This is a genomic window from Winslowiella iniecta (assembly GCF_001267535.1).
Taxonomy (GTDB): Bacteria; Pseudomonadota; Gammaproteobacteria; order Enterobacterales; family Enterobacteriaceae; genus Erwinia; species Erwinia iniecta.
Genome location: NZ_JRXE01000006.1, coordinates 1 through 20,364 on the forward strand (window position 1 = coordinate 1; position 20,364 = coordinate 20,364).

At 52.7% G+C, this 20,364-nt stretch carries 20 protein-coding genes, 1 tRNA gene and 2 rRNA genes; 6 read left to right on the forward strand and 17 right to left on the reverse strand.

The features are described 5' to 3' along the window. The 3 genes from rrf (NG42_RS05175) to rrf (NG42_RS05185) all read left to right on the forward strand — a co-directional run bounded on the left by rrf (NG42_RS05175) (window position 1) and on the right by rrf (NG42_RS05185) (window position 386). A 5S ribosomal RNA gene (gene rrf, locus NG42_RS05175) occupies window positions 1-116 on the forward strand. A gap of 41 nt (window positions 117-157) precedes the next feature. Beyond that, window positions 158-233, forward strand: a tRNA-Thr gene (locus tag NG42_RS05180). A gap of 37 nt (window positions 234-270) precedes the next feature. Further along, window positions 271-386 (forward strand): 5S ribosomal RNA (gene rrf, locus NG42_RS05185). 71 nt (window positions 387-457) lie between these two features. Here the strand turns inward: rrf (NG42_RS05185) and NG42_RS05190 are convergent. The 6 genes from NG42_RS05190 to lpxP form a co-directional block, all read right to left on the reverse strand. Next, a complete protein-coding gene (locus tag NG42_RS05190; protein WP_052898210.1) occupies window positions 458-823 on the reverse strand; it encodes a VOC family protein in 366 nt (121 codons plus the stop codon). 104 nt (window positions 824-927) lie between these two features. Beyond that, on the reverse strand, window positions 928-1,683 hold the full coding sequence (locus tag NG42_RS05195) for an amino acid ABC transporter ATP-binding protein (protein ID WP_052898211.1): 756 nt from the start codon (window positions 1,681-1,683) through the stop codon (window positions 928-930). Between the two features lie 8 nt (window positions 1,684-1,691). Beyond that, window positions 1,692-2,792, reverse strand: coding sequence for an amino acid ABC transporter permease (locus NG42_RS05200; protein WP_052898212.1), 1,101 nt, complete (start codon window positions 2,790-2,792; stop codon window positions 1,692-1,694). Between the two features lie 15 nt (window positions 2,793-2,807). Beyond that, entirely contained in the window at window positions 2,808-3,986 is a 1,179-nt protein-coding gene (locus NG42_RS05205; RefSeq protein ID WP_052898213.1) for an amino acid ABC transporter permease, read from the reverse strand. A gap of 68 nt (window positions 3,987-4,054) precedes the next feature. Next, window positions 4,055-5,080, reverse strand: a complete 1,026-nt coding sequence (locus NG42_RS05210; RefSeq protein WP_052898214.1) for an amino acid ABC transporter substrate-binding protein — start codon at window positions 5,078-5,080, stop codon at window positions 4,055-4,057. A gap of 355 nt (window positions 5,081-5,435) precedes the next feature. Next, window positions 5,436-6,365 carry a kdo(2)-lipid IV(A) palmitoleoyltransferase gene (gene lpxP, locus NG42_RS05215; RefSeq protein ID WP_053115658.1) on the reverse strand — a complete coding sequence of 310 codons (930 nt, stop codon included), beginning with the start codon at window positions 6,363-6,365 and terminating at the stop codon, window positions 5,436-5,438. Window positions 6,366-6,906: 541 nt separating this feature from the next. Between lpxP and NG42_RS05220 the strand changes: the two genes are divergently transcribed. Then, on the forward strand, window positions 6,907-7,164 hold the full coding sequence (locus tag NG42_RS05220) for a hypothetical protein (protein ID WP_241488313.1): 258 nt from the start codon (window positions 6,907-6,909) through the stop codon (window positions 7,162-7,164). 83 nt (window positions 7,165-7,247) lie between these two features. Here NG42_RS05220 and fis read toward each other — a convergent pair whose 3' ends face one another. The 11 genes from fis to acuI form a co-directional block, all read right to left on the reverse strand. Continuing rightward, the gene (fis, locus tag NG42_RS05225; protein WP_000462905.1) at window positions 7,248-7,544 is read right to left on the reverse strand and encodes a DNA-binding transcriptional regulator Fis; all 297 of its coding nucleotides are present in this window, start codon (window positions 7,542-7,544) and stop codon (window positions 7,248-7,250) included. 25 nt (window positions 7,545-7,569) lie between these two features. Continuing rightward, complete coding sequence (gene dusB, locus NG42_RS05230; RefSeq protein WP_052898215.1) at window positions 7,570-8,535, reverse strand: tRNA dihydrouridine synthase DusB; 966 nt, start codon at window positions 8,533-8,535, stop codon at window positions 7,570-7,572. A gap of 322 nt (window positions 8,536-8,857) precedes the next feature. Next, window positions 8,858-9,739, reverse strand: coding sequence for a 50S ribosomal protein L11 methyltransferase (gene prmA, locus NG42_RS05235; RefSeq protein ID WP_052898216.1), 882 nt, complete (start codon window positions 9,737-9,739; stop codon window positions 8,858-8,860). A 10-nt stretch (window positions 9,740-9,749) separates the two neighbouring features. Next, entirely contained in the window at window positions 9,750-11,204 is a 1,455-nt protein-coding gene (panF, locus tag NG42_RS05240) for a sodium/pantothenate symporter (RefSeq protein WP_052898217.1), read from the reverse strand. Then, window positions 11,194-11,436, reverse strand: coding sequence for a YhdT family protein (locus NG42_RS05245; protein ID WP_052898218.1), 243 nt, complete (start codon window positions 11,434-11,436; stop codon window positions 11,194-11,196). Before NG42_RS05245 ends, panF begins: the two co-directional genes overlap by 11 nt. 92 nt (window positions 11,437-11,528) lie before the next feature. Further along, a complete protein-coding gene (gene accC, locus NG42_RS05250) occupies window positions 11,529-12,875 on the reverse strand; it encodes an acetyl-CoA carboxylase biotin carboxylase subunit (protein ID WP_052898219.1) in 1,347 nt (448 codons plus the stop codon). Window positions 12,876-12,886: 11 nt separating this feature from the next. Beyond that, complete coding sequence (accB, locus tag NG42_RS05255) at window positions 12,887-13,363, reverse strand: acetyl-CoA carboxylase biotin carboxyl carrier protein (RefSeq protein WP_052898220.1); 477 nt, start codon at window positions 13,361-13,363, stop codon at window positions 12,887-12,889. A 21-nt stretch (window positions 13,364-13,384) separates the two neighbouring features. Then, window positions 13,385-13,837: a type II 3-dehydroquinate dehydratase gene (aroQ, locus tag NG42_RS05260; RefSeq protein WP_052898221.1), complete on the reverse strand. Its 453-nt coding sequence runs from the start codon at window positions 13,835-13,837 to the stop codon at window positions 13,385-13,387. Window positions 13,838-14,072: 235 nt separating this feature from the next. Beyond that, window positions 14,073-14,675, reverse strand: a complete 603-nt coding sequence (gene msrQ, locus NG42_RS05265; protein ID WP_052898222.1) for a protein-methionine-sulfoxide reductase heme-binding subunit MsrQ — start codon at window positions 14,673-14,675, stop codon at window positions 14,073-14,075. Beyond that, window positions 14,676-15,680 carry a protein-methionine-sulfoxide reductase catalytic subunit MsrP gene (gene msrP / locus NG42_RS05270; protein ID WP_052898223.1) on the reverse strand — a complete coding sequence of 335 codons (1,005 nt, stop codon included), beginning with the start codon at window positions 15,678-15,680 and terminating at the stop codon, window positions 14,676-14,678. It abuts the gene before it with no gap. 121 nt (window positions 15,681-15,801) lie between these two features. Continuing rightward, complete coding sequence (gene acuI / locus NG42_RS05275) at window positions 15,802-16,779, reverse strand: acrylyl-CoA reductase (NADPH) (protein ID WP_052898224.1); 978 nt, start codon at window positions 16,777-16,779, stop codon at window positions 15,802-15,804. A 236-nt stretch (window positions 16,780-17,015) separates the two neighbouring features. On the opposite strand from acuI, the gene csrD reads away from it, so the two are divergent. Further along, a complete protein-coding gene (gene csrD, locus NG42_RS05280; protein WP_052898225.1) occupies window positions 17,016-18,965 on the forward strand; it encodes an RNase E specificity factor CsrD in 1,950 nt (649 codons plus the stop codon). Between the two features lie 315 nt (window positions 18,966-19,280). Then, window positions 19,281-20,324 carry a rod shape-determining protein MreB gene (gene mreB / locus NG42_RS05285; protein ID WP_052898226.1) on the forward strand — a complete coding sequence of 348 codons (1,044 nt, stop codon included), beginning with the start codon at window positions 19,281-19,283 and terminating at the stop codon, window positions 20,322-20,324. The last annotated feature ends 40 nt before the right edge of the window (window positions 20,325-20,364 follow it).

Below are 20,364 nucleotides of genomic sequence, written 5' to 3' on the forward strand. Positions count from 1 at the left end.
CCTGGCGGCTTTAGCGCGGTGGTCCCACCTGACCCCATGCCGAACTCAGAAGTGAAACGCCGTAGCGCCGATGGTAGTGTGGGGCCTCCCCATGCGAGAGTAGGGAACTGCCAGGCATCAAATTAAGCAGGGTGACGTTATCGTCACCTGTAGTTTTGCTGATATGGCTCAGTTGGTAGAGCGCACCCTTGGTAAGGGTGAGGTCCCCAGTTCGACTCTGGGTATCAGCACCAGTATTAAAGCATGAGTTCGGTAAATATAAAGAATTTGCCTGGCGGCTTTAGCGCGGTGGTCCCACCTGACCCCATGCCGAACTCAGAAGTGAAACGCCGTAGCGCCGATGGTAGTGTGGGGTCTCCCCATGCGAGAGTAGGGAACTGCCAGGCATCAATTAAACAAACAAGCCTCATGCGAAAGCATGGGGCTTTTTTGTATATGTTGCATTCAGAATGGCGAATTAATCGTCAGGAAGACAGACGCGTAACCGATGCCCGTCAGGATCCAGTGCGACAAAAGTGCGACCAAATATGGCTGTAACGGGCCGCTGCTCAATTTCTACCCCCAGCTGCTGCCAGTTCTGATAGAGTTCCTCAACCTGCTTTTCGCTCTCAACTAAAAAACAGAGTTCGGTACGATGTCCGCTACCACCCGAAGTAAAGTCCTGCGCGTGGGTTGACCATAACCCCAGATTTAGCCCATTTTCGAAGGAGAAAGCCGAATAAGTTGGAAAGATGGCATCGGGTTCAATGCCAAACAGAGACTGATAAAACGCGCAGCTACGCAGCGGATCGGTGACATAAAGGATGATAAGGTTAGGTTGCATATTTGGTTATCCTGAGGGAAGTGGATAGCCAGCTTAATCGACCCTGGTGTCAAAAAGTGACAGCAGGGTGAGATGATATGCAACTACCCTTTAGGGCCGGACTGTTAGTGGATAACCTGCGACAGAAATGCGCGAGTACGTTCTGATTGCGGACGGGAAAAAAACTGCTGCGGAGGTGCTTCCTCGACTATCTCGCCACGATCCATAAAGATCACCCGGTCGGCAACGGTACGCGCAAAGCCCATCTCGTGGGTAACACACAGCATTGTCATGCCGTCTTCTGCCAGGCCAATCATCGTATCCAGCACTTCCTTCACCATTTCGGGATCGAGCGCCGAGGTGGGTTCATCAAACAGCATAATCTTAGGCTTCATGCACAGTGAACGGGCAATCGCCACACGTTGTTGCTGGCCACCTGAAAGCTGTCCGGGAAACTTGTGTGCATGCTCGGCAATGCGTACGCGTTGCAGATAGTGCATAGCCTGATCTTCCGCTTCCTTCTTCGGTGTTTTGCGCACCCAAATCGGTGCCAGCGTACAGTTTTGTAATACGGTGAGATGCGGGAACAGATTAAAATGCTGGAATACCATGCCCACCTCGGTACGCACACGCTCAATATTACGCAGATCATCATTCAGCACCGTCCCATCGACGACGATGCGCCCCTGCTGGTGCTCTTCCAGATGGTTAATACAACGAATCGTGGTGGATTTCCCTGAGCCGGAAGGGCCGCACAGCACGATACGCTCGCGCGGTTTGACCTTCAGGTTGATGTCTTTCAGTACATGAAACTGCCCGTACCACTTATTAACATTTTCGAGAGTAATCATCATCGCGTTGTCAGAATTCGTCATCGTCATTTTAAACCTCAGTGCGGTGTACGCCCGGTGTGAAAGCGCTTCTCCAGATGTTGGCTGTAGCGCGACATGCTGAAACAGAAAATCCAGTAAACCAGTGCAGCGAAAACATAGCCTTCAGTCGACATACCGAGCCAGGTCGGATCGACGGTTGCCTGTTGCACGCTACTGAAAAGGTCAAACAGACCAATAATGATCACCAGACTGGTATCTTTAAACAGTGCAATAATGGTATTCACCAGCCCCGGAATAACCATCTTCAACGCCTGTGGCAGGATCACCAGGCCCTGCGTTCTCCAGTAACCCAGCGCCAGTGATTCAGCCGCTTCGTACTGGCCTTTTGGCAGCGCCTGTAAGCCACCACGCACCACTTCAGCCACATAAGCTGACTGGAACAAAATTACCCCGACCAGTGCGCGCACCAGTTTGTCGATACTGGTACCTTCCGCCATAAACAACGGCAGCATGACCGAGGACATAAACAGCACGGTAATCAACGGTACACCGCGCCAGAACTCGATAAAGATTATCGATAGCGTGCGAACCACTGGCATACGCGAGCGACGGCCTAACGCCAGCAGAATTCCCAGCGGTAGCGCGCCGGCGATACCAATTGAAGCGATGATCAGCGTCAGGGTTAAGCCGCCCCACTGGCGGGTTTCGACACGCTCCAGACCAAACCAGCCACCGTACATCAGCAACCAGACAATGACTGGATAAGTCAGCGCCCAGACGGCGATATACCGGCCACGACGCGGTATGCTGCTGATAAACATCGGCACAATCGACAGCAAGCCAATCACCAGCGCCAGATTAATGCGCCAGCGCAACTCGTGCGGGTAGAGCCCATACATAAACTGGCCAAAGCGCGCGTGGATAAACACCCAGCACGCCCCCTCTTTGCTACAGTCGGCACGGGTAGTGCCGATCCAGTTTGCCTGAAAGATTAACCAGTTAAGCGCCGGGGGAAGTACGCTCCAGATCACCCACAGACAGAACAGCGTCAGCAGGGAGTTGGACCAGCTGGAGAACAGATTCTTTCTTGCCCAGCTCACCGCGCGCGAAAACGCATTGGTTGGTACGGGCGGTATTTCATGAGTGGTTACAGTCATAATGGCACCGTTTTCTTAACGCTCAACCAGGGCGATTTTGCGGTTATAGATATTCATCAATAGCGAAATAGACAAGCTGATGATCAGGTAGACCGCCATGGTGATGGCGATGGTTTCTATCGCCTGCCCGGTCTGGTTCAATACTGTTCCGGCAAACAACGACACCATATCCGGATAACCAATCGCTGCCGCCAGCGATGAGTTCTTGACGACATTAAGATACTGGCTGGTAAGCGGAGGAATAATCACCCGCATCGCCTGCGGAATGATCACCTGCCGCAGGGTGACCGGATTCGGTAGCCCCAGCGAACGTGCTGCTTCGGTCTGACCGTGTGGTACCGACTGAATGCCGGAGCGAATCACCTCAGCGATAAACGAAGAGGTATAAATCGACAGGGCGAGGGTTAACGCGGCCAGCTCTGGTATCAGTGCAAAACCACCGCGGAAGTTAAAGCCACGCAGTTCTGGCACATTCCAGTGTACCGCCGCGCCGAAAGCCAGATGAGCGCCCAACGGTAACAGAATCAGCATCGCCAGCGCAGCAGGCCAGCTACGACGCAACTGACCGGTTTTTAGCTGATGCTTACGGTTCAAAAGGAATAAACCGATGCTGCCGACAATGGCAATCAACAATGCGACCAGAAAAGGCTGGCTACCCGGCGCATATTCAGGCCAGGGCAGATAAAGACCGCGATTACTGACAAAGGCGAGATCGAAAGCGCTTAACGCCTGGCGCGGACCCGGTAAATTGCGCAGCACCGCAAAGTACCAGAAGAAGATCTGTAACAACGGTGGGATATTACGGAACGTTTCGATATAGATATTGGCGATTTTCCGTAACAGCCAGTTGTCAGACAAACGGGCTAAGCCGATAAAAAAACCAAGGAATGAAGCAAAGACAATACACAGCGCAGAGACCAGGAGCGTGTTGGTCAGGCCGACCAGAAACACCCGTGCGTAGGTGTCGCCATCTGAATAATCAATCAGATGTTGCACAATACCGAAACCAGCACTGCGTTCGAGGAAGCCAAAACCGGAGGTAATGCCGCGGTTGGACAGGTTAATCACGGTGTTGTGAATTAAATACCCCACAACCACCAGGACCGCGACAATCGCGATAATCTGATAGAGCCATGCGCGCACCGCAGGATTGCTGAATGAAAAATCCCTTTTGACGGTTGGGCGTTGAGACATGATGAACCCTCAGCTACAAGAACTCTGGCCTGAGCACCGCGGGTGCGGTGCCCGGTAGACAGTGGGGATTAACGAACCGGTGGGGCGTACTGGATGCCGCCATCTTTCCAGAGAGCATTTTGACCGCGAGCAATTTTCAGCGCGCTGTCTTTCCCGACGTTACGATCAAAGCTTTCCTGATAATTGCCTACCTGTTTAATAATATTAAACGCCCACTTGTTATCGAGTTTCAAATCCTTACCGAAGTCACCCCCAGTACCTAACAGATGAGCCATATCTGGTGTGGTCGGTTTGGCTGCCATCTGATCAACGTTTTTCGATGAGACACCCATTTCTTCCGCATTCAACATGGCATTAAACGACCATTTAACGATGGTGAACCAGTCATCATCACCACGGCGTACTACCGGGCCAAGAGGCTCTTTCGAAATCACTTCCGGTAATACGATAAATTCGTCAGGTTTGCCCAGTTTGATACGCAGTGCATACAGTTGTGACTGGTCAGACGCCAGGGTATCGCAACGGCCGGTATCCAGTGCTTTAGCTGATTCATCAGAACGGTCGAAAGTGACCGGCAGATACTTCATTTTGTTGGCTTTAAAGTAGTCGGCCACATTCAGCTCGGTATCGGTGCCCGCCTGAATGCAAACGGTTGCGCCATCAAGCTCTTTAGCACTTTTTAGTCCGGCCTTGTTATGCGTCAGAAAGCCGATACCGTCGTAATAGTTGACGCCGGCAAACATAAAGCCCATGCCGCCATCGCGTGCTGAGGTCCAGGTGGTATTACGTGAAAGGATATCAACTTCGCCCGATTGCAAAGCGGTAAAGCGCTCTTTGGCGGTCAGCGGAGTGTATTTGACTTTACTGGCATCACCAAAGATTGCCGCAGCGGTAGCCCGGCAGATATCCACATCCAGACCAGTAAAATTGCCGCTGGCGTCAGCGTAAGAGAAGCCAGGCAAACCGTCACTGATACCGCACTGTACAAAACCTTTTTTCTTAATCGCATCCAGTGTGGCGCCAGCGTAAGCCTGACTGGTCGCTGCAAGCAGCGTGGCAGCGGCAACCAGAGTAGAAAGCATCATCTTATTCATAAAGCATCCTGTGTGATGTAGTGTTTTTTATGTGTTTAGTACATTTATAGGTCGTGCACTTTTCTTGTCTGCGGCGGTTAGCCATCCACCACTCTGCAAACGCAATGCCAAAGTTGCGGAATGCGGTATTTGCCAGAAAGAGATATTAATAACCTTGGGCAACTAGAAAGTTTGTCTAATATCCCGCACCAAAGAGAGGCAAAGCCAGACGGGGCGATCACAATTAGTGCAAAAATTTTCGCCAGATATCTGCATTGTGACCGGTAGCGCACTTACGCATGTCGGTTGCAGAATTGGCGTAAAAAAAAAGCCCGTCTGTTAAAACAAACGGGCTTTTCTTGGCGTGAGGGGATTATTAATAGAGCGAGGAGGCACCCGCTGGTCGGGTTTTAAAACGGCGGTGCAGCCACATATACTGGCTTGGCGCGCGCATAATTTCACGCTCAATCACTTTATTCATATAGGCGGCGGCGTGATGTTCATCTTCCAGCGGATAATCGCGTAGCTCAGGCTGAATCACCAGCTCATAACCGGTACCATTCTCTTTACGAATCAGTACCACGGTGACCATCGCAGGCTTGGCCATGCGGGCCAGCATATAAGTCCCGCTGGTGGTGGCCGCTTGTGGCACAGCAAACAGTGGGGCAAACACGCTGCCTTTCGGGCCGTAATCCTGATCTGGGGCAAACCACACAGCTTCGCCTTGCTTCAGGGCGCTGACCATACCGCGCAAATCGCGGCGGTTAATCATTGCTTTATTCGAGCGCATGCGACCTTTGGTCTGCACCCACTCCATCATTTTATTATTGTGCGGGCGATACATCGCCATCATTGGCTGGCAGATGCCCATGGCTCGGCCACCCAGCTCGAGAGACATGAAGTGCACACCGATAATCAGTGCGCCACGTTTGTTTTCTTGCGCCTTCTGCAGATTATGCAGGCCATTAACGGTAAACCAGCGTTTCACACGGGCATCTGGCCAGAACCAGGCCATACCGGTTTCCAGCAGACCCATGCCCAGCGATTCAAAATTGCTGACGATGCGCTGCTCAAGAATTTCCGGTTGCAGATCCGGGAAACAGAGTTCGAGGTTACGGCGGGTAATGCGCACGCGGCGCTTCAGGAAGCGCATTGAAGTGCGTCCCATCCAGGTACCGAGCTTTTCCAGTAACGGGAAAGGAAGCTGAACCAGCAGGAAAAGCAGACCCAGGCCTGCCCATGTCGACCAGTAACGCGGATGAAGCAGATCGCGAGAGAAGGCCGGTGGCGCTTTTGGTGCTTTCATTATTTTCTCTTTAGGCGTAAGTGGATGGTGTAACGCATAAAGAAATTAATCTATCGCGGTACATTGCATCAGACATCATTAATGACCAGAAGTTGGGGGCTTTGCTGAAACTTTACAATAAGTCAGAGAAGTCCGACTGCAGGCGGGTAGTACACCGTGCTCACTTTGACAGCGGCATCTTCATCCCAATGAACTGAAACTTAGTTAGTGTAACCTTATCAAAAACTTAGTTTAAAACCATCGGTGAGGATTATTATTGTACGCCTAAATTATTGTCTTTGATAGTAAAATTGCGAGATTGCAAGATGGTGATTACTGGTTTAAAACAGTGTTGCAATCGGGTTATCAAATGGAATTGTTATGTACAAGGAGAGTCGTTATGGCGTGGATTTATCAGCCTGCTGGCACGGCAGGTTTTCACATTTAGGGCGACAGGCTAAGGAGTGCTGGAGGTGATTTGGTGAGAAAATTCATATTGCTAACATGCCTGATTGTGTCTTTTTCGGTCAGCGCAAAGCAAGCAGATTGCCACTCCTGGCCAATGAATATAGCTGAGGGATGGTTAAAGAATGAGAATATTGTCGATATCACTCAGCTGGACAGGTCAAAAACTGAGATGAAACTGCTGGCGGCGCAAAAGAAAGCGGGCGGGATAACCACTGATATCTGGCACTTTATTTTCCATGACAAAAGCGGCAAAGCTTACGAAGTGATCACGCAAAGCGATGCAAATCTGGAGGAGTGTTCAGCCAGTGAAGTTAACATATTTCTGGTTGCCAGAAGCACGATAAACCACTGAGTCGCGGCCCATCTTTCAGCAAAAGAAAAAGGCGCTCCATCCTGAGATAAAAGCGCCTTTATTCAGACATTTAGCTGACTAAATCAGTTCATGCCGTATTTTTTCAGTTTCTTACGCAGCGTACCGCGGTTGATGCCCATCATCAGGGCTGCACGGGTCTGGTTGCCACGGGTATATTGCATCACCATGTCCAACAAAGGCTGCTCTACTTCAGCCAGTACCAGCTCATACAGATCATTCACATCTTGACCATTCAATTGAGCAAAATAGTTCTTCAGTGCCTGTTTGACCGAGTCACGCAGAGGTTTTTGGGTAACCTGATCCTGTGAGTTAACGGTAGAAACGGTCAGTACGTCAGAATTTACGCGTTGTTCGAACATAGTTCTGTCAGCTCTTTATTTCTGTTTACGCAAGTTTTTCGAAGTATGCCTCCAACGCCTCCAGCTGTTCGCTGGCATCCTCAATGGCGTTGAATGTGCGCCGAAACTGGTCGTTCGGGGCGTGCTCCTGGAGATACCAGGAGACGTGCTTCCGGGCAATACGGTATCCCTTGCGCTGACCGTAAAAGTCGTGCAGTTCCCGTAAGTGCCCGATGAGCAAGCGCTTAACTTCTGCCAGCGGCATCGGTGCCAGCAGCTCCCCAGTGTCCAGATAGTGCTGGATTTCCCGGAAGATCCACGGTCTTCCCTGAGCAGCACGGCCTATCATCAGGGCATCAGCCCCCGTATAGTCGAGTACTGCTCTGGCTTTGTGCGGGTCAGTAATGTCCCCATTCGCGATAACCGGAATGGAAACGTTCTGCTTAACTGTCCGAATGCTGTCATATTCAGCGTCACCGTTGAACAAACAGGCGCGTGTGCGTCCATGTATTGTCAGGGCCTGAATACCACAGCGTTCAGCCAATTGGGCAATCTCTACGCAGTTGCGATTGTCTGTATCCCAGCCGGTGCGAATCTTTAAGGTCACCGGTACGTCAACTGCATTGACCACCGCAGAGAGGATAGACTTCACCAGCTCCGGGTGTTGCAGCAGTGCCGAACCTGCCATCTTGCGATTCACTTTTTTGGCCGGGCAGCCCATATTGATATCGATGATCTGCGCGCCAGATACAGCATTAAAACGCGCAGCTTGTGCCATCTCATCAGGGTCACATCCGGCAATTTGCACGGTGCGAATTCCGGGCTCGTCACTGTGTACCATACGCAAACGGGATTTATCGCTCGCCCAAACTTCCGGGTTAGACGATAACATCTCCGATACGGTCATTCCGGCCCCCATGTCATGACAGAGCGTCCTGAACGGCCTGTCAGTAATACCGGCCATCGGGGCTGCTATCAAACGATTACGAAGCTGGTGTTGTCCTATGCGCATGAAAAGAAGTGACCATATATGTTCGCAAGGCGGCGTATATTACGCATTTTTTAACGAAGATGAAAGGCCAAACTTTGAACAATCAGCTGTATTAGATCAGGTAAAACAGCATCAGAGGTTAGCAACCTAATATTTTACCTTTCTATACAAAGAGTTAAAAAATAACGCCGAAATTGTGTACAAAGATTTTTCTTTTTTTGTGAGCCAGTTAGCAATATAAATCACGTCATAAATGGCGGTTTACGTGATAACTGACGTGCGAAACGCGCCGCTACAGAGTTTCACCGATGTGAAAAGCGCAGCGGCGCAGAGGAGCCCGTTATCAGCGGCGGACGCCAGTAATCCGGCACCATTCCTCTTTTTCCGCGACCGGATCGAGGACAAACTTATCAGCATAGGCTTCACAGACGCTTTCAGCCTGGCTGGCCAGGACGCCGGAAAGACCAAGGTGTCCGCCATTTTTTGGCAGCACGCTAATCAACGGTGACAGCTCGCGTAACGGGCCGGCGAGGATATTGGCGACCACCACATCGGCAGACAGGTTTTCCGGCTGCTGATGCGGCAGGTAAAGCGACAGGCGTTCCGACACCCCGTTGCGTTCAGCGTTATCGCGGCTGGCCTGAATCGCCTGAGGATCGATATCGATGCCAATTGCCTGTGCCGCGCCCAGCTTCAGTGCTGCAATCGCCAGAATGCCGGAGCCACAGCCGAAGTCGATCACGGTTTTACCCTGCAAATCGAGGCCATCGAGCCACGCCAGGCACAGTGCAGTAGTCGGATGTGTGCCGGTACCAAACGCCAGGCCAGGATCGAGCATGACATTCACTGCGGACGGATCGGGCACATCGCGCCAGCTTGGACAGATCCACAGACGCTGGCCGAAACGCATGGGATGGAAATTATCCATCCACTCGCGTTCCCAGTCTTTGTCTTCGATCTGTTCGATCTTATGGTGAAAGTCTTCGCCCAGCAGCGGATGGAATTGCAGACCGGCAACCACCTCATTCATTTCGGTTTCAGCATCAAACAGGCCGATGACATCGGTGTCGCCCCACAGACGCGTTTCGCCCGGCAGCGGTTCAAACACCGGGTTGTCATGCGTATCCTGAAAGGTGACGGATACCGCGCCATGTTCAATCAGCGCATCGCCCAGCTCTTCGGCATGAGCACCAGTGGTGTTGATCTTAATTTGTATCCAGGGCATAGCGATTCTCTTACTCAAATAGGGTTGATGCGTCATCAGGCTGTGGTGCCGGACGACCAAACAGATTGCCGATCAAAAAGGCGATCAGGCTAAGCAGCAGGGCAGGAACAATCGGATGAAAGCCCAGCAGCTGAATATCAAAACTGGCTAACAGCGTATAGATGGCGGCACCGACCATCATCCCGCTCAGCGCGCCTGCGGCATTGGCTTTCTCCCAGTACAGCCCCAGCACCAGTGGCCAGAGGAATACCGCTTCCAGTCCACCAAAGGCCAGCAGATTAAGCCAGATAATCATATCGGGCGGATTCCACGCTGCCAGCAGTAATAATAACCCAAGCACCAGCGTTATCATGCCGGACATGCGCTTCAACAGCGGTTCATTCTTGATCTGATGCGGACGCAGACGCAGATAGAGATCTTTAACGATCGTTGCAGACGATTGTAGCAGCTGGGCATTGATCGTTGACATGATCGCCGCCATCGGCGCAGCAAGAAAGATCCCGGCGGCGAACGGCGGCAGCACGGTGATCATCAGCGTTGGGATCACCTGATCGGGTATTTTCAGATCCGGCAATACCGCGCGGCCAAGCACTCCTGCCAGATGCATACCCGCCATCAGAATCATCACCACAATGGTGCCGATAATAATGCCACGATGCACCGCCTTGCTGTCTTTATACGAGATACAGCGTACCGCAGTATGTGGCAGGCCAATCACGCCAAAGCACACCAGAATTGAGAATGAGGCAAGGAAGGTTGGGCTGATAATCTGATCGACCCCCTGAGGTGACAGCAGCTGAGGATCGATCTGCTGCAACTTATCAACCGCCGCATGCATGCCACCGGCAGCGTGAATCACCGCAAACAGCAACAGGAAAGTGCCTGCCAGCATCACCAGTCCCTGCATCGCATCATTCAGCACGCTGGCGCGGAAGCCGCCAAACGCGGTATATAGCGCGATAGTCAGGCCGAAGATCAGCAAACCGGTATCGTAGGGAATGCCCGCAGCGGTTTCCAGCAGGCGCGCGCCGCCGATAAACTGCACCGTCATCGCACCGATAAATGCCACTAACAAACTGAGACTGGCGAACCATACCAGTAACGAGCTGCCGTAGCGGGCGTACAGCATGTCATTCAGCGTCACCGCATTGTAGCGGCGCGCCAGAATAGCGAACTTTTTGCCCAGCACGCCGAGCGACAGCCACACTGCCGGTACCTGCACCATCGCCAGCAGCACCCATCCCAGTCCATATTTATAGGCTGCACCGGGGCCGCCAATAAACGAGCTGGCGCTGATATAGGTGGTGGTGAGCGTCATAGCTAATACAAAGCCGCCCATCGAGCGACTGCCAAGAAAGTATTCGTTCAGGAAGTTGCCTTCAGAGCGTTTGCGCACGGCATAAACCGATAAACCGGCAACCAGCAACAAATAGCCCAGCAGGGGCAGAAGTACTTCAATTTCCACGATGATCCTCCAGCGAAATATCGCGGAAAACGACGCGAACCATTAACCAGCAGAGAAAAATAAACAGTAACGGCACAAACAGGCAGGAGAGTTCAAACCAGCGTGGCAGACCGGTAAAACCGATCTCATTGCCAGCCAACCAGGCGCTTAATGCCCATGCGGCAAGATAGGCGACTGCCAGAGCAACTGACCAGCGTGCTTCTTTATGTGCCTGCACAAAACGTGCATCCATAAGTCTACCTCAACGGATAAACCAGCAAAAATTCTGCAAGAAAAAGGCCGGTTAAACCGGCCTTTACGACAAAACTGGTGACGACAGAACGGTTAGTCCTGCAGGCCTAGTTTTTTCTCCAGATAGTGGATATTGGTTCCACCTTGCTGGAAGTTCTCGTCGGACATGATTTTCATCTGCAGTTCGACGTTAGTTTTAATGCCGTCGATAATCAGCTCAGCCAGCGCATTCTTCATACGCGCAATCGCCACATCACGGTTTTCACCGTAAGTGATCAGCTTACCAATCATTGAGTCATAATACGGCGGTACAGTATAACCGGCGTAAATATGTGATTCCCAGCGCACACCAAAACCGCCTGGTGCGTGGAAACGGGTAATTTTACCCGGACTCGGCAGGAAGGAGTTTGGATCTTCGGCGTTGATTCGGCATTCCACCGCATGACCGCGAATAACCACTTCTTCTTGCTTGATGGACAGCGGCTGGCCAGCAGCAATACGCAGCTGCTCTTTGATCAGGTCGACGCCGGTAATCATTTCGGTAACCGGATGTTCAACCTGAATACGGGTGTTCATTTCGATGAAATAGAACTCGCCGTTTTCATACAGGAACTCGAAAGTCCCCGCGCCGCGATAGCCGATTTCGATACAGGCTTTGGCACAACGATCGCCGATAAAACGACGCATTTCGCTGGTGATACCTGGTGCTGGTGCTTCTTCAACCACTTTCTGGTGACGGCGCTGCATTGAACAGTCACGCTCACCCAGATAGATCGCATTGCCCTGGCCGTCGGCCAGCACCTGGATCTCAATGTGGCGAGGATTCTCCAGATACTTCTCCATATAGACCATATCGTTGTTGAAAGCGGCTTTCGCTTCCGCACGGGTCATATTGATGGATTGTTCCAGATCTTTTTCCTGACGCACCACGCGCATACCACGACCACCGCCGCCGCCAGAGGCTTTGATGATTACCGGGTAACCGATACGCTTACCGAAGGCACGGTTTTTGTCCATGTCGTCACCCAGCGGGCCGTCAGACCCCGGTACGCACGGTACACCGGCTTTCTTCATCGCATTGATCGCTGAAACTTTATCGCCCATCAGACGGATAGTTTCAGCTTTCGGGCCGATAAAGATAAAGCCAGAACGTTCGACCTGCTCAGCAAAGTCAGCATTCTCGGACAGGAAGCCGTAACCCGGGTGAATCGCTACCGCGCCAGTAATTTCAGCGGCAGAGATCAGCGCAGGGATGTTCAGATAGCTTTTGACCGACTGGGCCGGACCGATACACACGGTTTCGTCGGCCAGCAGGACGTGTTTCAGATCGCGATCCGCGCTGGAGTGCACCGCCACAGTCTTGATGCCCAGTTCTTTACAGGCACGCAGAATGCGCAGCGCGATCTCACCACGGTTTGCAATTACAATTTTATCCAGCATGGTTGGCCTCGTTATTCGATGACTACCAGCGGCTCGTCAAACTCAACTGGCTGACCGCTTTCGACCAGAATCGCTTTCACAACGCCGGATTTATCGGCTTCGATCTGGTTCATCATTTTCATTGCTTCAACGATGCACAGGGTGTCGCCTGCATTCACTTTCTGGCCCACTTCCACAAACGCTTTCGCATCCGGGCTTGGGGTACGGTAGAAAGTACCGACCATTGGGGAACGTACGATATGGCCACTGATCTCAGCGCTTGCCGGTGCTTCCATTGCCGGAGTGGTCGCTGGTGCTACCGCGTTAGCCAGAGCGGGCTGCTGTTGCTGCATAGCCGGTACTGCGTAAGCCTGCTGCATCATTGGGTAGCCCATGTTTGCAGGGGAACGGCTGATACGAACTGACTCTTCACCTTCAGAGATTTCCAGTTCAGCGATGCCTGATTCTTCAACCAGTTCGATCAGTTTTTTAATCTTACGAATATCCATGAGTGTGGTTCCGTACTCTGTTTAATTAGAATGTGACAGGCGTTTTACTGCCGTTTGTAAAGCCCAGGAATAACCGTCGACGCCAAGTCCACAGATCACGCCCGCAGAAATATCAGAGAGATATGAATGGTGGCGAAAAGGCTCACGGGCATGCACATTGGAGAGATGCACTTCGATAAACGGAATGCTCACTGCCAGTAACGCGTCGCGAATCGCCACGCTGGTATGAGTGAATGCCGCCGGGTTAATGACGATATAATCGACATCGCCTTTTGCCTGATGAATGCGATCAATTAACGCATGTTCAGCATTGGACTGGAGATGGCTGAGTTTAACCTTCAGCGCGTCAGCTTGTGAGGTCAGATCACTGACAATCTCGGCTAATGTGGTCTTACCGTACTTCTCAGGCTCACGTGTGCCCAGCAAATTGAGGTTGGGACCGTTCAAAAGCAGAATATGAAAGTTGACTGCCATCTTGCTGCTATCTCCTGCAATAATTGAGGCAACGCGTAAAATACCTTGTGAAAATCCATTTGTCACCCTTCAGGGTGAAAATTGGCATCACATTGCCTGCAAAGGCGGGCATTATATCGATTTCGTTGCAATTAGCAGCTAAATACTGGTCTTATCAGCGAAGATTATCAACCGCGAGCCGGTAATGGCAGGCGGTTGTCTACAGGATATGCGGGCTGGAACACACTCTGAAGGACTATTTGGGCAGCCACTTAGCAAACTTTTTGTATCGCCATGCCAGCAAGATCACCGCAATCATGGCGTAAATTACCGGTTGTGGCGACAAAATCTTCACCGACCAAAGATAGTGAATCGGCGCGAGGATCGCCACCAAATAGACGAAATTATGCAATGTTTGCCAGTGACGGCCCAGCGCACGTTGGGCTTTCTGCAATGAGGTCAGCGTCAGTGCCAGCAGTAGCAACCAGCTAATCATCCCCAGCCACAGGTAAGGGCGGGTCACCAGCTCCTGGCCCAGAAGACGCAGATTACTGATCCCCAACTCCAGTAGCGAATAACTGATTAAATGTAATGTGGCCCAGGCAAAACACCATAAACCGAGCAGTCGGCGGGTGCGAATTAGCAGCGGTTGTTTGGCGTAACGCGCCAGTGGCGTGACCACCAGCGTCGCCAGCAGCAGTTTCAGCGCCATGCGGCCGGTAAAATGCTGGATATCTTTCGCCGGATCAGCGCTGAACCACCCCTGATCAACCGAAAGTATCAGCCACAGCAGCGGCAGAAAAGCCGCCAGGTGCAGCACGACCTTTAGCGCGGTAATCTGTTTTAACGTCAGGCGCACTCAGTAGTTCTCCCGCAAATCCAGCCCGCGATAGAGCGAGGCCACCTGCTCAGCATAGCCGTTAAACAGCAGTGTCGGCTGACGTTTAACATCCAGAATGCCGCCAGAACCGATAAAGCGTTCGGTGGCCTGCGACCAGCGCGGATGGTCAACATGAGGGTTCACATTGGCATAAAAGCCGTACTCATCCGGGCCTGCCTGGTTCCAGGTGGTCGGCGGGCGATCGCGGGTTAAACTGATATGCACAATCGACTTGATACCTTTAAAACCATACTTCCACGGCACCGTCAGGCGAATGGGCGCACCATTCTGCGGCGGCAACGCTTTACCGTACACCCCGGTGGTCAGCAGGGTAAGCGGGTTCATCGCTTCATCCAGCCGTAACCCTTCGACATAAGGATATTTCAGGCCGCCACCAATAAAGCGGTCTTGCTGGCCGGGCATCTGATCCGGGGCATAAACCGTTTCAAATGCGACAAAGCGCGCATTGCTGGTGGGTTCGGCGGCTTTCAGCAACTTGCCCAGCTCAAAACCCACCCACGGTACCACCATCGACCAGGCTTCCACGCAGCGCATACGGTAAATTCGCTGCTCAAGCGGAAAGCGCTTAAAGATATCATCCATATCCAGCGTCATCGGCTTGCCGACTTCGCCGTCGATACGGATTTTCCAGTCGCGGGTGTTCAGCGTACCGGCATTCGCCGCCGGATCGGCCTTATCGAGACCAAATTCGTAATAGTTGTTATAGCCGGTGACTTTATCTTCCGGCGTTAAGGTCAAATCGGCCTGCCAGGCTGCCGGCTTGCTGAAATCAAGTGGTTTACCGGAAGGCGCGGCGGGGCGATCGTTACCTTTAAACCACGACAGCAGGTCGGCGCGCGCCGTGCCCGGCAGCGTCAGGGCGGCGGCGCTCAGACCGAGTGTTTTAATAATATCGCGACGTCGCTGGTTAAAAACGCTTTCCGGCGTGACGTCGGCTTCAGTCAGTTTGTGTACAGGCTTCATCAGAATGCCCTCGTGGCAAGAGAAGAGACTGCAATCAGCATGGTGCAAGCGGGCTTAACTGGCGAGTTTTCACCGGAAAATGTGAAATTTCCTGGACGCGTTCCTTCGCGTCCAGTACCAGCTAACCTATTTTAACCAGCGTTCGACCGGTAACACGATTATCTAACAGACGCGCCGCCGCGTCGGCCGCGTCGGCCAGCGGTACTTCGCGGGTGGCCTGCTGATAAAAAGAGGCGGGCAGGATCTTCACCAGGCGTTTCCAGGCCTCGCTGCGGCGTGCGGCTGGCGTCATCACCGAATCCACTCCTTGCAGGCGCACATTACGCAGAATAAAAGGCATGACGGTGGTCGGCAGAGCAAAACCGCCTGCCAGGCCGCAGGCGGCGACCGTGCTGTTGTAGTTCATCTGCGCCAGCACGCTGGCCAGCACGCGATCGCCTGCGGTATCCACTGCGCCTGCCCAGCGCTGTTTTTCCAGCGGGCGGGTATCGTCGCTGAAGGCGCTACGCGGCAGAATCTCGCTGGCACCCAACTGACGCAGGTAATCATGGGTACTGTCGCGACCACTGACTGCCACCACGCGATAGCCCAGCGCACTGAGCAGCGCTATCGCGGTACTGCCGACGCCGCCGCTGGCGCCGGTCACCAGCACTTCTCCGCTTTCCGGGGTGACGCCGCCTTCTTCCAGCGCCATAACACACAGCATGGCGGTGAAACCGGCGGTGCCGATAATCATCGCTTTACGCGCGTCCATGCCTTCCGGCATCGCCACCAGCCAGTCGCCGTTTACCCGCGCCTGTTCTGCCAGCCCGCCCCAGTGATGCTCACCCACGCCCCAGCCGGTCAACAGTACCGCCTGACCAGTATGAAAACGTGGGTCTTCGCTGTGATGAACCGTACCGGCGAAATCAATGCCCGGCACCATCGGGAACTGGCGAATGATCTTTCCTTTACCGGTAATCGCCAGCGCATCTTTATAATTAATGCCGGACCAGCTGATATCCACCGTGACATTGCCCGCCGGCAATAAATCACTGGCGATGTTTTTTATTGCGGCGAGGGTTTTTCCCTCGGATTGTTCTAATAGCAATGCTTGCATAAGAATCTCCTGAAATAACGCGTCAACCTACTGAAATGTAGCTGGTGTCACTATACTCCCCTAAAAAGCGTGTTAACTGCTGCGGCGCAAACAAAAGCGCATTCGGTTATGTTATTTTCTATCGCTAAGCTGATTCTGATGATTCAGCGCTGCTCTTTAATCACTGTTATTAACCTTCTGATTGCCTGTTGCTTGGTTAATGGCGTTGTTTGTCACCGCAGTTAAAAGGCACAGGGATGCGATTAACGACCAAACTATCTGCGTTTATCACTTTGCTAAGTGTATTGGCGATGTTGCTGATGTTAGTGGGCTGCGCGTTCAGTTTCTTTTATCTCAGCTACCAGAAAGTCGGGCAGCGGGTGCAGACTATCGCCACCGAAATTGATCAGTCACTGCTGCACAGCAGTGCGGCGGAGCTGGAGCCATGGCTTCGTAAAATGATGCCGCCGCTGAATATCGAACGTATTGAGATTCACGACAACCTCAGCACTCTGCTGTCACTCAGCCGCCATCAACATCCCTTAATAGAAGATGAACCCAACCGCTTTCGTCAGTCGGACATCACGCTGATTAAACATCCGGAGCTAAAGGTGCGTGTCGTCTGGCTCGACCCTGCCAATACCTGGTTCCGCTCCTTTATTGGTACCTCAACGGTGATCGCGGTGGTCAGCGTGGCGATGATTATGATGATAATCCTGCTGCTCTCTCACCGCTGGCTCTATCGTCAGTTGAAAGGGATGGAGAGCCTCGAGTCCCGGGCGCAAAGAGTCATTCTTGGCGAGCGTGCCAGCATTGAGCGGGGTTCCGTACACGAATGGCCGCCCAAAGCCAGCAGCGCCATCGATCTGTTATTAAACGATCTACAGGAAGCCGGTGAACAGCGCATCCGCGTCGATACCCTGATCCGCGCCTTTGCCGCCCAGGATGCCAAAACCGGACTGCACAATCGGCTGTTCTTTGATAATCAGCTCGCCACGCTGCTGGAAGATGCCGAAGATGTTGGCGCGCACGGGGTGGTGATGATGATTCGCCTGCCCGATTTCGACACGCTGCGTGAAAGCAGTGCGCAGAATAGCCGCCAGGATTACCTGTTCGATCTGGTCAATATGCTGTCGACCTTTGTGATGCGCTATCCGGGCGCACTGCTGGCGCGCTATTTTCGCAGTGACTTTGCGGTGCTGTTGCCGCACCGCACCTTAAAAGATGCCGACAGCATCGCCAGCCAGCTGATCAATGCGGTTGATTCGCTGCCGCCGATGCGCATGCTGGATCGGGACGATATGATCCATATCGGTATCAGCGCCTGGCGCAGCGGCCAGACCACTCAGCAGGTGATGGAGAATGTGGAGCTGGCAACGCGTCACGCCACTCTGTTAGGGGGGAATAACTGGTCGGTGAGTGAAGGTAATATCAGTGAGGTGGGGCGCGGCAGTGTGAAATGGCGCACCCTGCTGGAACATACGCTGACCCTCGGCGGCCCCCGGCTGTATCAGAAACCGGCGGTGACCCGCGAAGGCAATGTTCATCACCGGGAAATGCTGACGCGCATTTTTGATGGTGAGAAAGAGTTACTGGCGGCTGAGTTTATGCCGCTGGTTCAGCAGATGGGGCTGGCAGAGAGCTACGACCGGTTGCTGGTGACGCGGATTATCACCTTACTCAGTGTCTGGCCGGAAGAAACGCTGGCGATACCGGTGACCGTCGACGCGTTATTGCAGCGTACTTTCCAGCGCTGGTTGCGCGATACCCTGTTGCAATGTACTAAATTACAAAGAAAACGTATTTTATTTGAACTTGCAGAAGCAGATGTGTGTCAACACATCAATCGACTGCAGCCAGTTTTCCATTTGCTACAAGGTTTTGGCTGTCGGATTGCCGTCAATCAGGCGGGATTAACGATGGTGAGTACCGCGTATCTTAAACAGTTTAAGGTGGAAATTATCAAGCTTCACCCTGGGCTGGTACGCGATATCGAACGTCGTACTGAGAATCAGCTTTTTGTACAAAGTTTGATCGAGGTATGCAAGGTGACACCCACGCGTGTTTTTGCCGCAGGTGTCAGGACGCGAGCCGAGTGGCAGACGTTGTCGGAACTGGGTGTGGCAGGTGGTCAGGGTGACTTTTTTGCTACCTCTCAACCGGTTAACAGCAACGTAAAAAAATATTCGCAAAGATATCGAGTTTAGTCTGCCGTTAACCTCGATTTCACGTAGAATAGCCGCGCGGTTGTGGTTCGAGGCGGCTTCGTCGGTGAACCGATGAAACCTAAAAATGTTAAATTTTATGTATGTTATGTCCGCTTGCCAGCCATAATTTTGAAAGCACAGTGCCTGATTTCAGGGCTACGGTTGTAATGTCGCTATTGCGGTTATGTCATGAGCAAGAAATTGCCTGACTTTTCACCGAACCAGAACGTTTTAGCGCCTTGTGGCTGCTTCGTGTGGTTGGTAAAGTAAGCGGATTTTATTTTCCGCCCCCAGCTTGCAGGATTATCCTTTAGTATGTTTAAAAAATTTCGTGGCATGTTTTCCAACGACTTGTCCATCGACCTGGGTACCGCCAATACCCTTATTTATGTGAAAGGACAGGGCATCGTTCTGAATGAGCCTTCTGTCGTTGCTATTCGTCAGGATCGCGCTGGCTCCCCAAAGAGCGTAGCGGCTGTCGGTCATGACGCAAAACAGATGCTGGGTCGTACGCCGGGTAACATCGCCGCAATTCGCCCAATGAAAGACGGCGTTATCGCTGACTTCTTCGTGACCGAAAAAATGCTGCAGCATTTTATCAAGCAGGTTCACAGCAACAGTTTTATGCGCCCCAGCCCACGTGTGCTGGTGTGTGTGCCGGTCGGCGCAACTCAGGTTGAACGCCGTGCCATCCGCGAATCTGCTCAGGGAGCAGGTGCACGCGAAGTTTTCCTGATTGAAGAGCCGATGGCTGCGGCAATCGGTGCCGGTCTGCCGGTTTCTGAAGCGACCGGTTCAATGGTCGTGGATATTGGTGGTGGTACCACCGAAGTGGCAGTGATCTCGTTGAATGGCGTGGTTTACTCCTCTTCTGTCCGTATCGGCGGTGACCGTTTCGACGAAGCCATCATTAATTATGTGCGTCGTAACTACGGTTCACTGATTGGTGAAGCGACGGCTGAACGTATCAAACACGGCATTGGCTCGGCTTATCCGGGTGACGAAGTGATTGAGATTGAAGTCCGTGGACGTAACCTGGCTGAGGGTGTGCCGCGTGGCTTTACACTCAACTCCAACGAAATTCTTGAAGCGCTGCAGGAGCCGTTAACCGGCATCGTCAGTGCGGTAATGGTTGCACTGGAACAGTGCCCGCCGGAGCTCGCTTCCGACATTTCCGAGCGCGGTATGGTGCTCACCGGAGGGGGCGCACTGCTGCGCAACCTCGATCGTCTGCTGATGGAAGAGACCGGTATTCCGGTCGTGGTCGCAGAAGATCCGCTGACCTGCGTCGCGCGCGGCGGGGGTAAAGCGCTGGAAATGATCGACATGCACGGCGGCGATTTGTTCAGCGAAGAATAATCTGCCAGGGGAGTGGTGGTCAGGCCATCACTCCCTTTTC

Coding starts and splice junctions, on each gene's coding strand:
- aroQ (WP_052898221.1), bottom strand. CDS start 13,837: ATGGCAGTCAACTTTCATATTCTGCTTTTGAACGGTCCCAACCTCAAT.
- NG42_RS05195 (WP_052898211.1), bottom strand. CDS start 1,683: ATGACGATGACGAATTCTGACAACGCGATGATGATTACTCTCGAAAAT.
- NG42_RS05245 (WP_052898218.1), bottom strand. CDS start 11,436: ATGGATGCACGTTTTGTGCAGGCACATAAAGAAGCACGCTGGTCAGTT.
- NG42_RS05200 (WP_052898212.1), bottom strand. CDS start 2,792: ATGACTGTAACCACTCATGAAATACCGCCCGTACCAACCAATGCGTTT.
- NG42_RS05210 (WP_052898214.1), bottom strand. CDS start 5,080: ATGAATAAGATGATGCTTTCTACTCTGGTTGCCGCTGCCACGCTGCTT.
- mreB (WP_052898226.1), top strand. CDS start 19,281: ATGTTTAAAAAATTTCGTGGCATGTTTTCCAACGACTTGTCCATCGAC.
- fis (WP_000462905.1), bottom strand. CDS start 7,544: ATGTTCGAACAACGCGTAAATTCTGACGTACTGACCGTTTCTACCGTT.
- dusB (WP_052898215.1), bottom strand. CDS start 8,535: ATGCGCATAGGACAACACCAGCTTCGTAATCGTTTGATAGCAGCCCCG.
- msrP (WP_052898223.1), bottom strand. CDS start 15,680: ATGAAGCCTGTACACAAACTGACTGAAGCCGACGTCACGCCGGAAAGC.
- accC (WP_052898219.1), bottom strand. CDS start 12,875: ATGCTGGATAAAATTGTAATTGCAAACCGTGGTGAGATCGCGCTGCGC.
- prmA (WP_052898216.1), bottom strand. CDS start 9,739: ATGCCCTGGATACAAATTAAGATCAACACCACTGGTGCTCATGCCGAA.
- NG42_RS05190 (WP_052898210.1), bottom strand. CDS start 823: ATGCAACCTAACCTTATCATCCTTTATGTCACCGATCCGCTGCGTAGC.
- NG42_RS05220 (WP_241488313.1), top strand. CDS start 6,907: ATGAATATAGCTGAGGGATGGTTAAAGAATGAGAATATTGTCGATATC.
- accB (WP_052898220.1), bottom strand. CDS start 13,363: ATGGATATTCGTAAGATTAAAAAACTGATCGAACTGGTTGAAGAATCA.
- acuI (WP_052898224.1), bottom strand. CDS start 16,779: ATGCAAGCATTGCTATTAGAACAATCCGAGGGAAAAACCCTCGCCGCA.
- csrD (WP_052898225.1), top strand. CDS start 17,016: ATGCGATTAACGACCAAACTATCTGCGTTTATCACTTTGCTAAGTGTA.
- NG42_RS05205 (WP_052898213.1), bottom strand. CDS start 3,986: ATGTCTCAACGCCCAACCGTCAAAAGGGATTTTTCATTCAGCAATCCT.
- lpxP (WP_053115658.1), bottom strand. CDS start 6,365: ATGAAAGCACCAAAAGCGCCACCGGCCTTCTCTCGCGATCTGCTTCAT.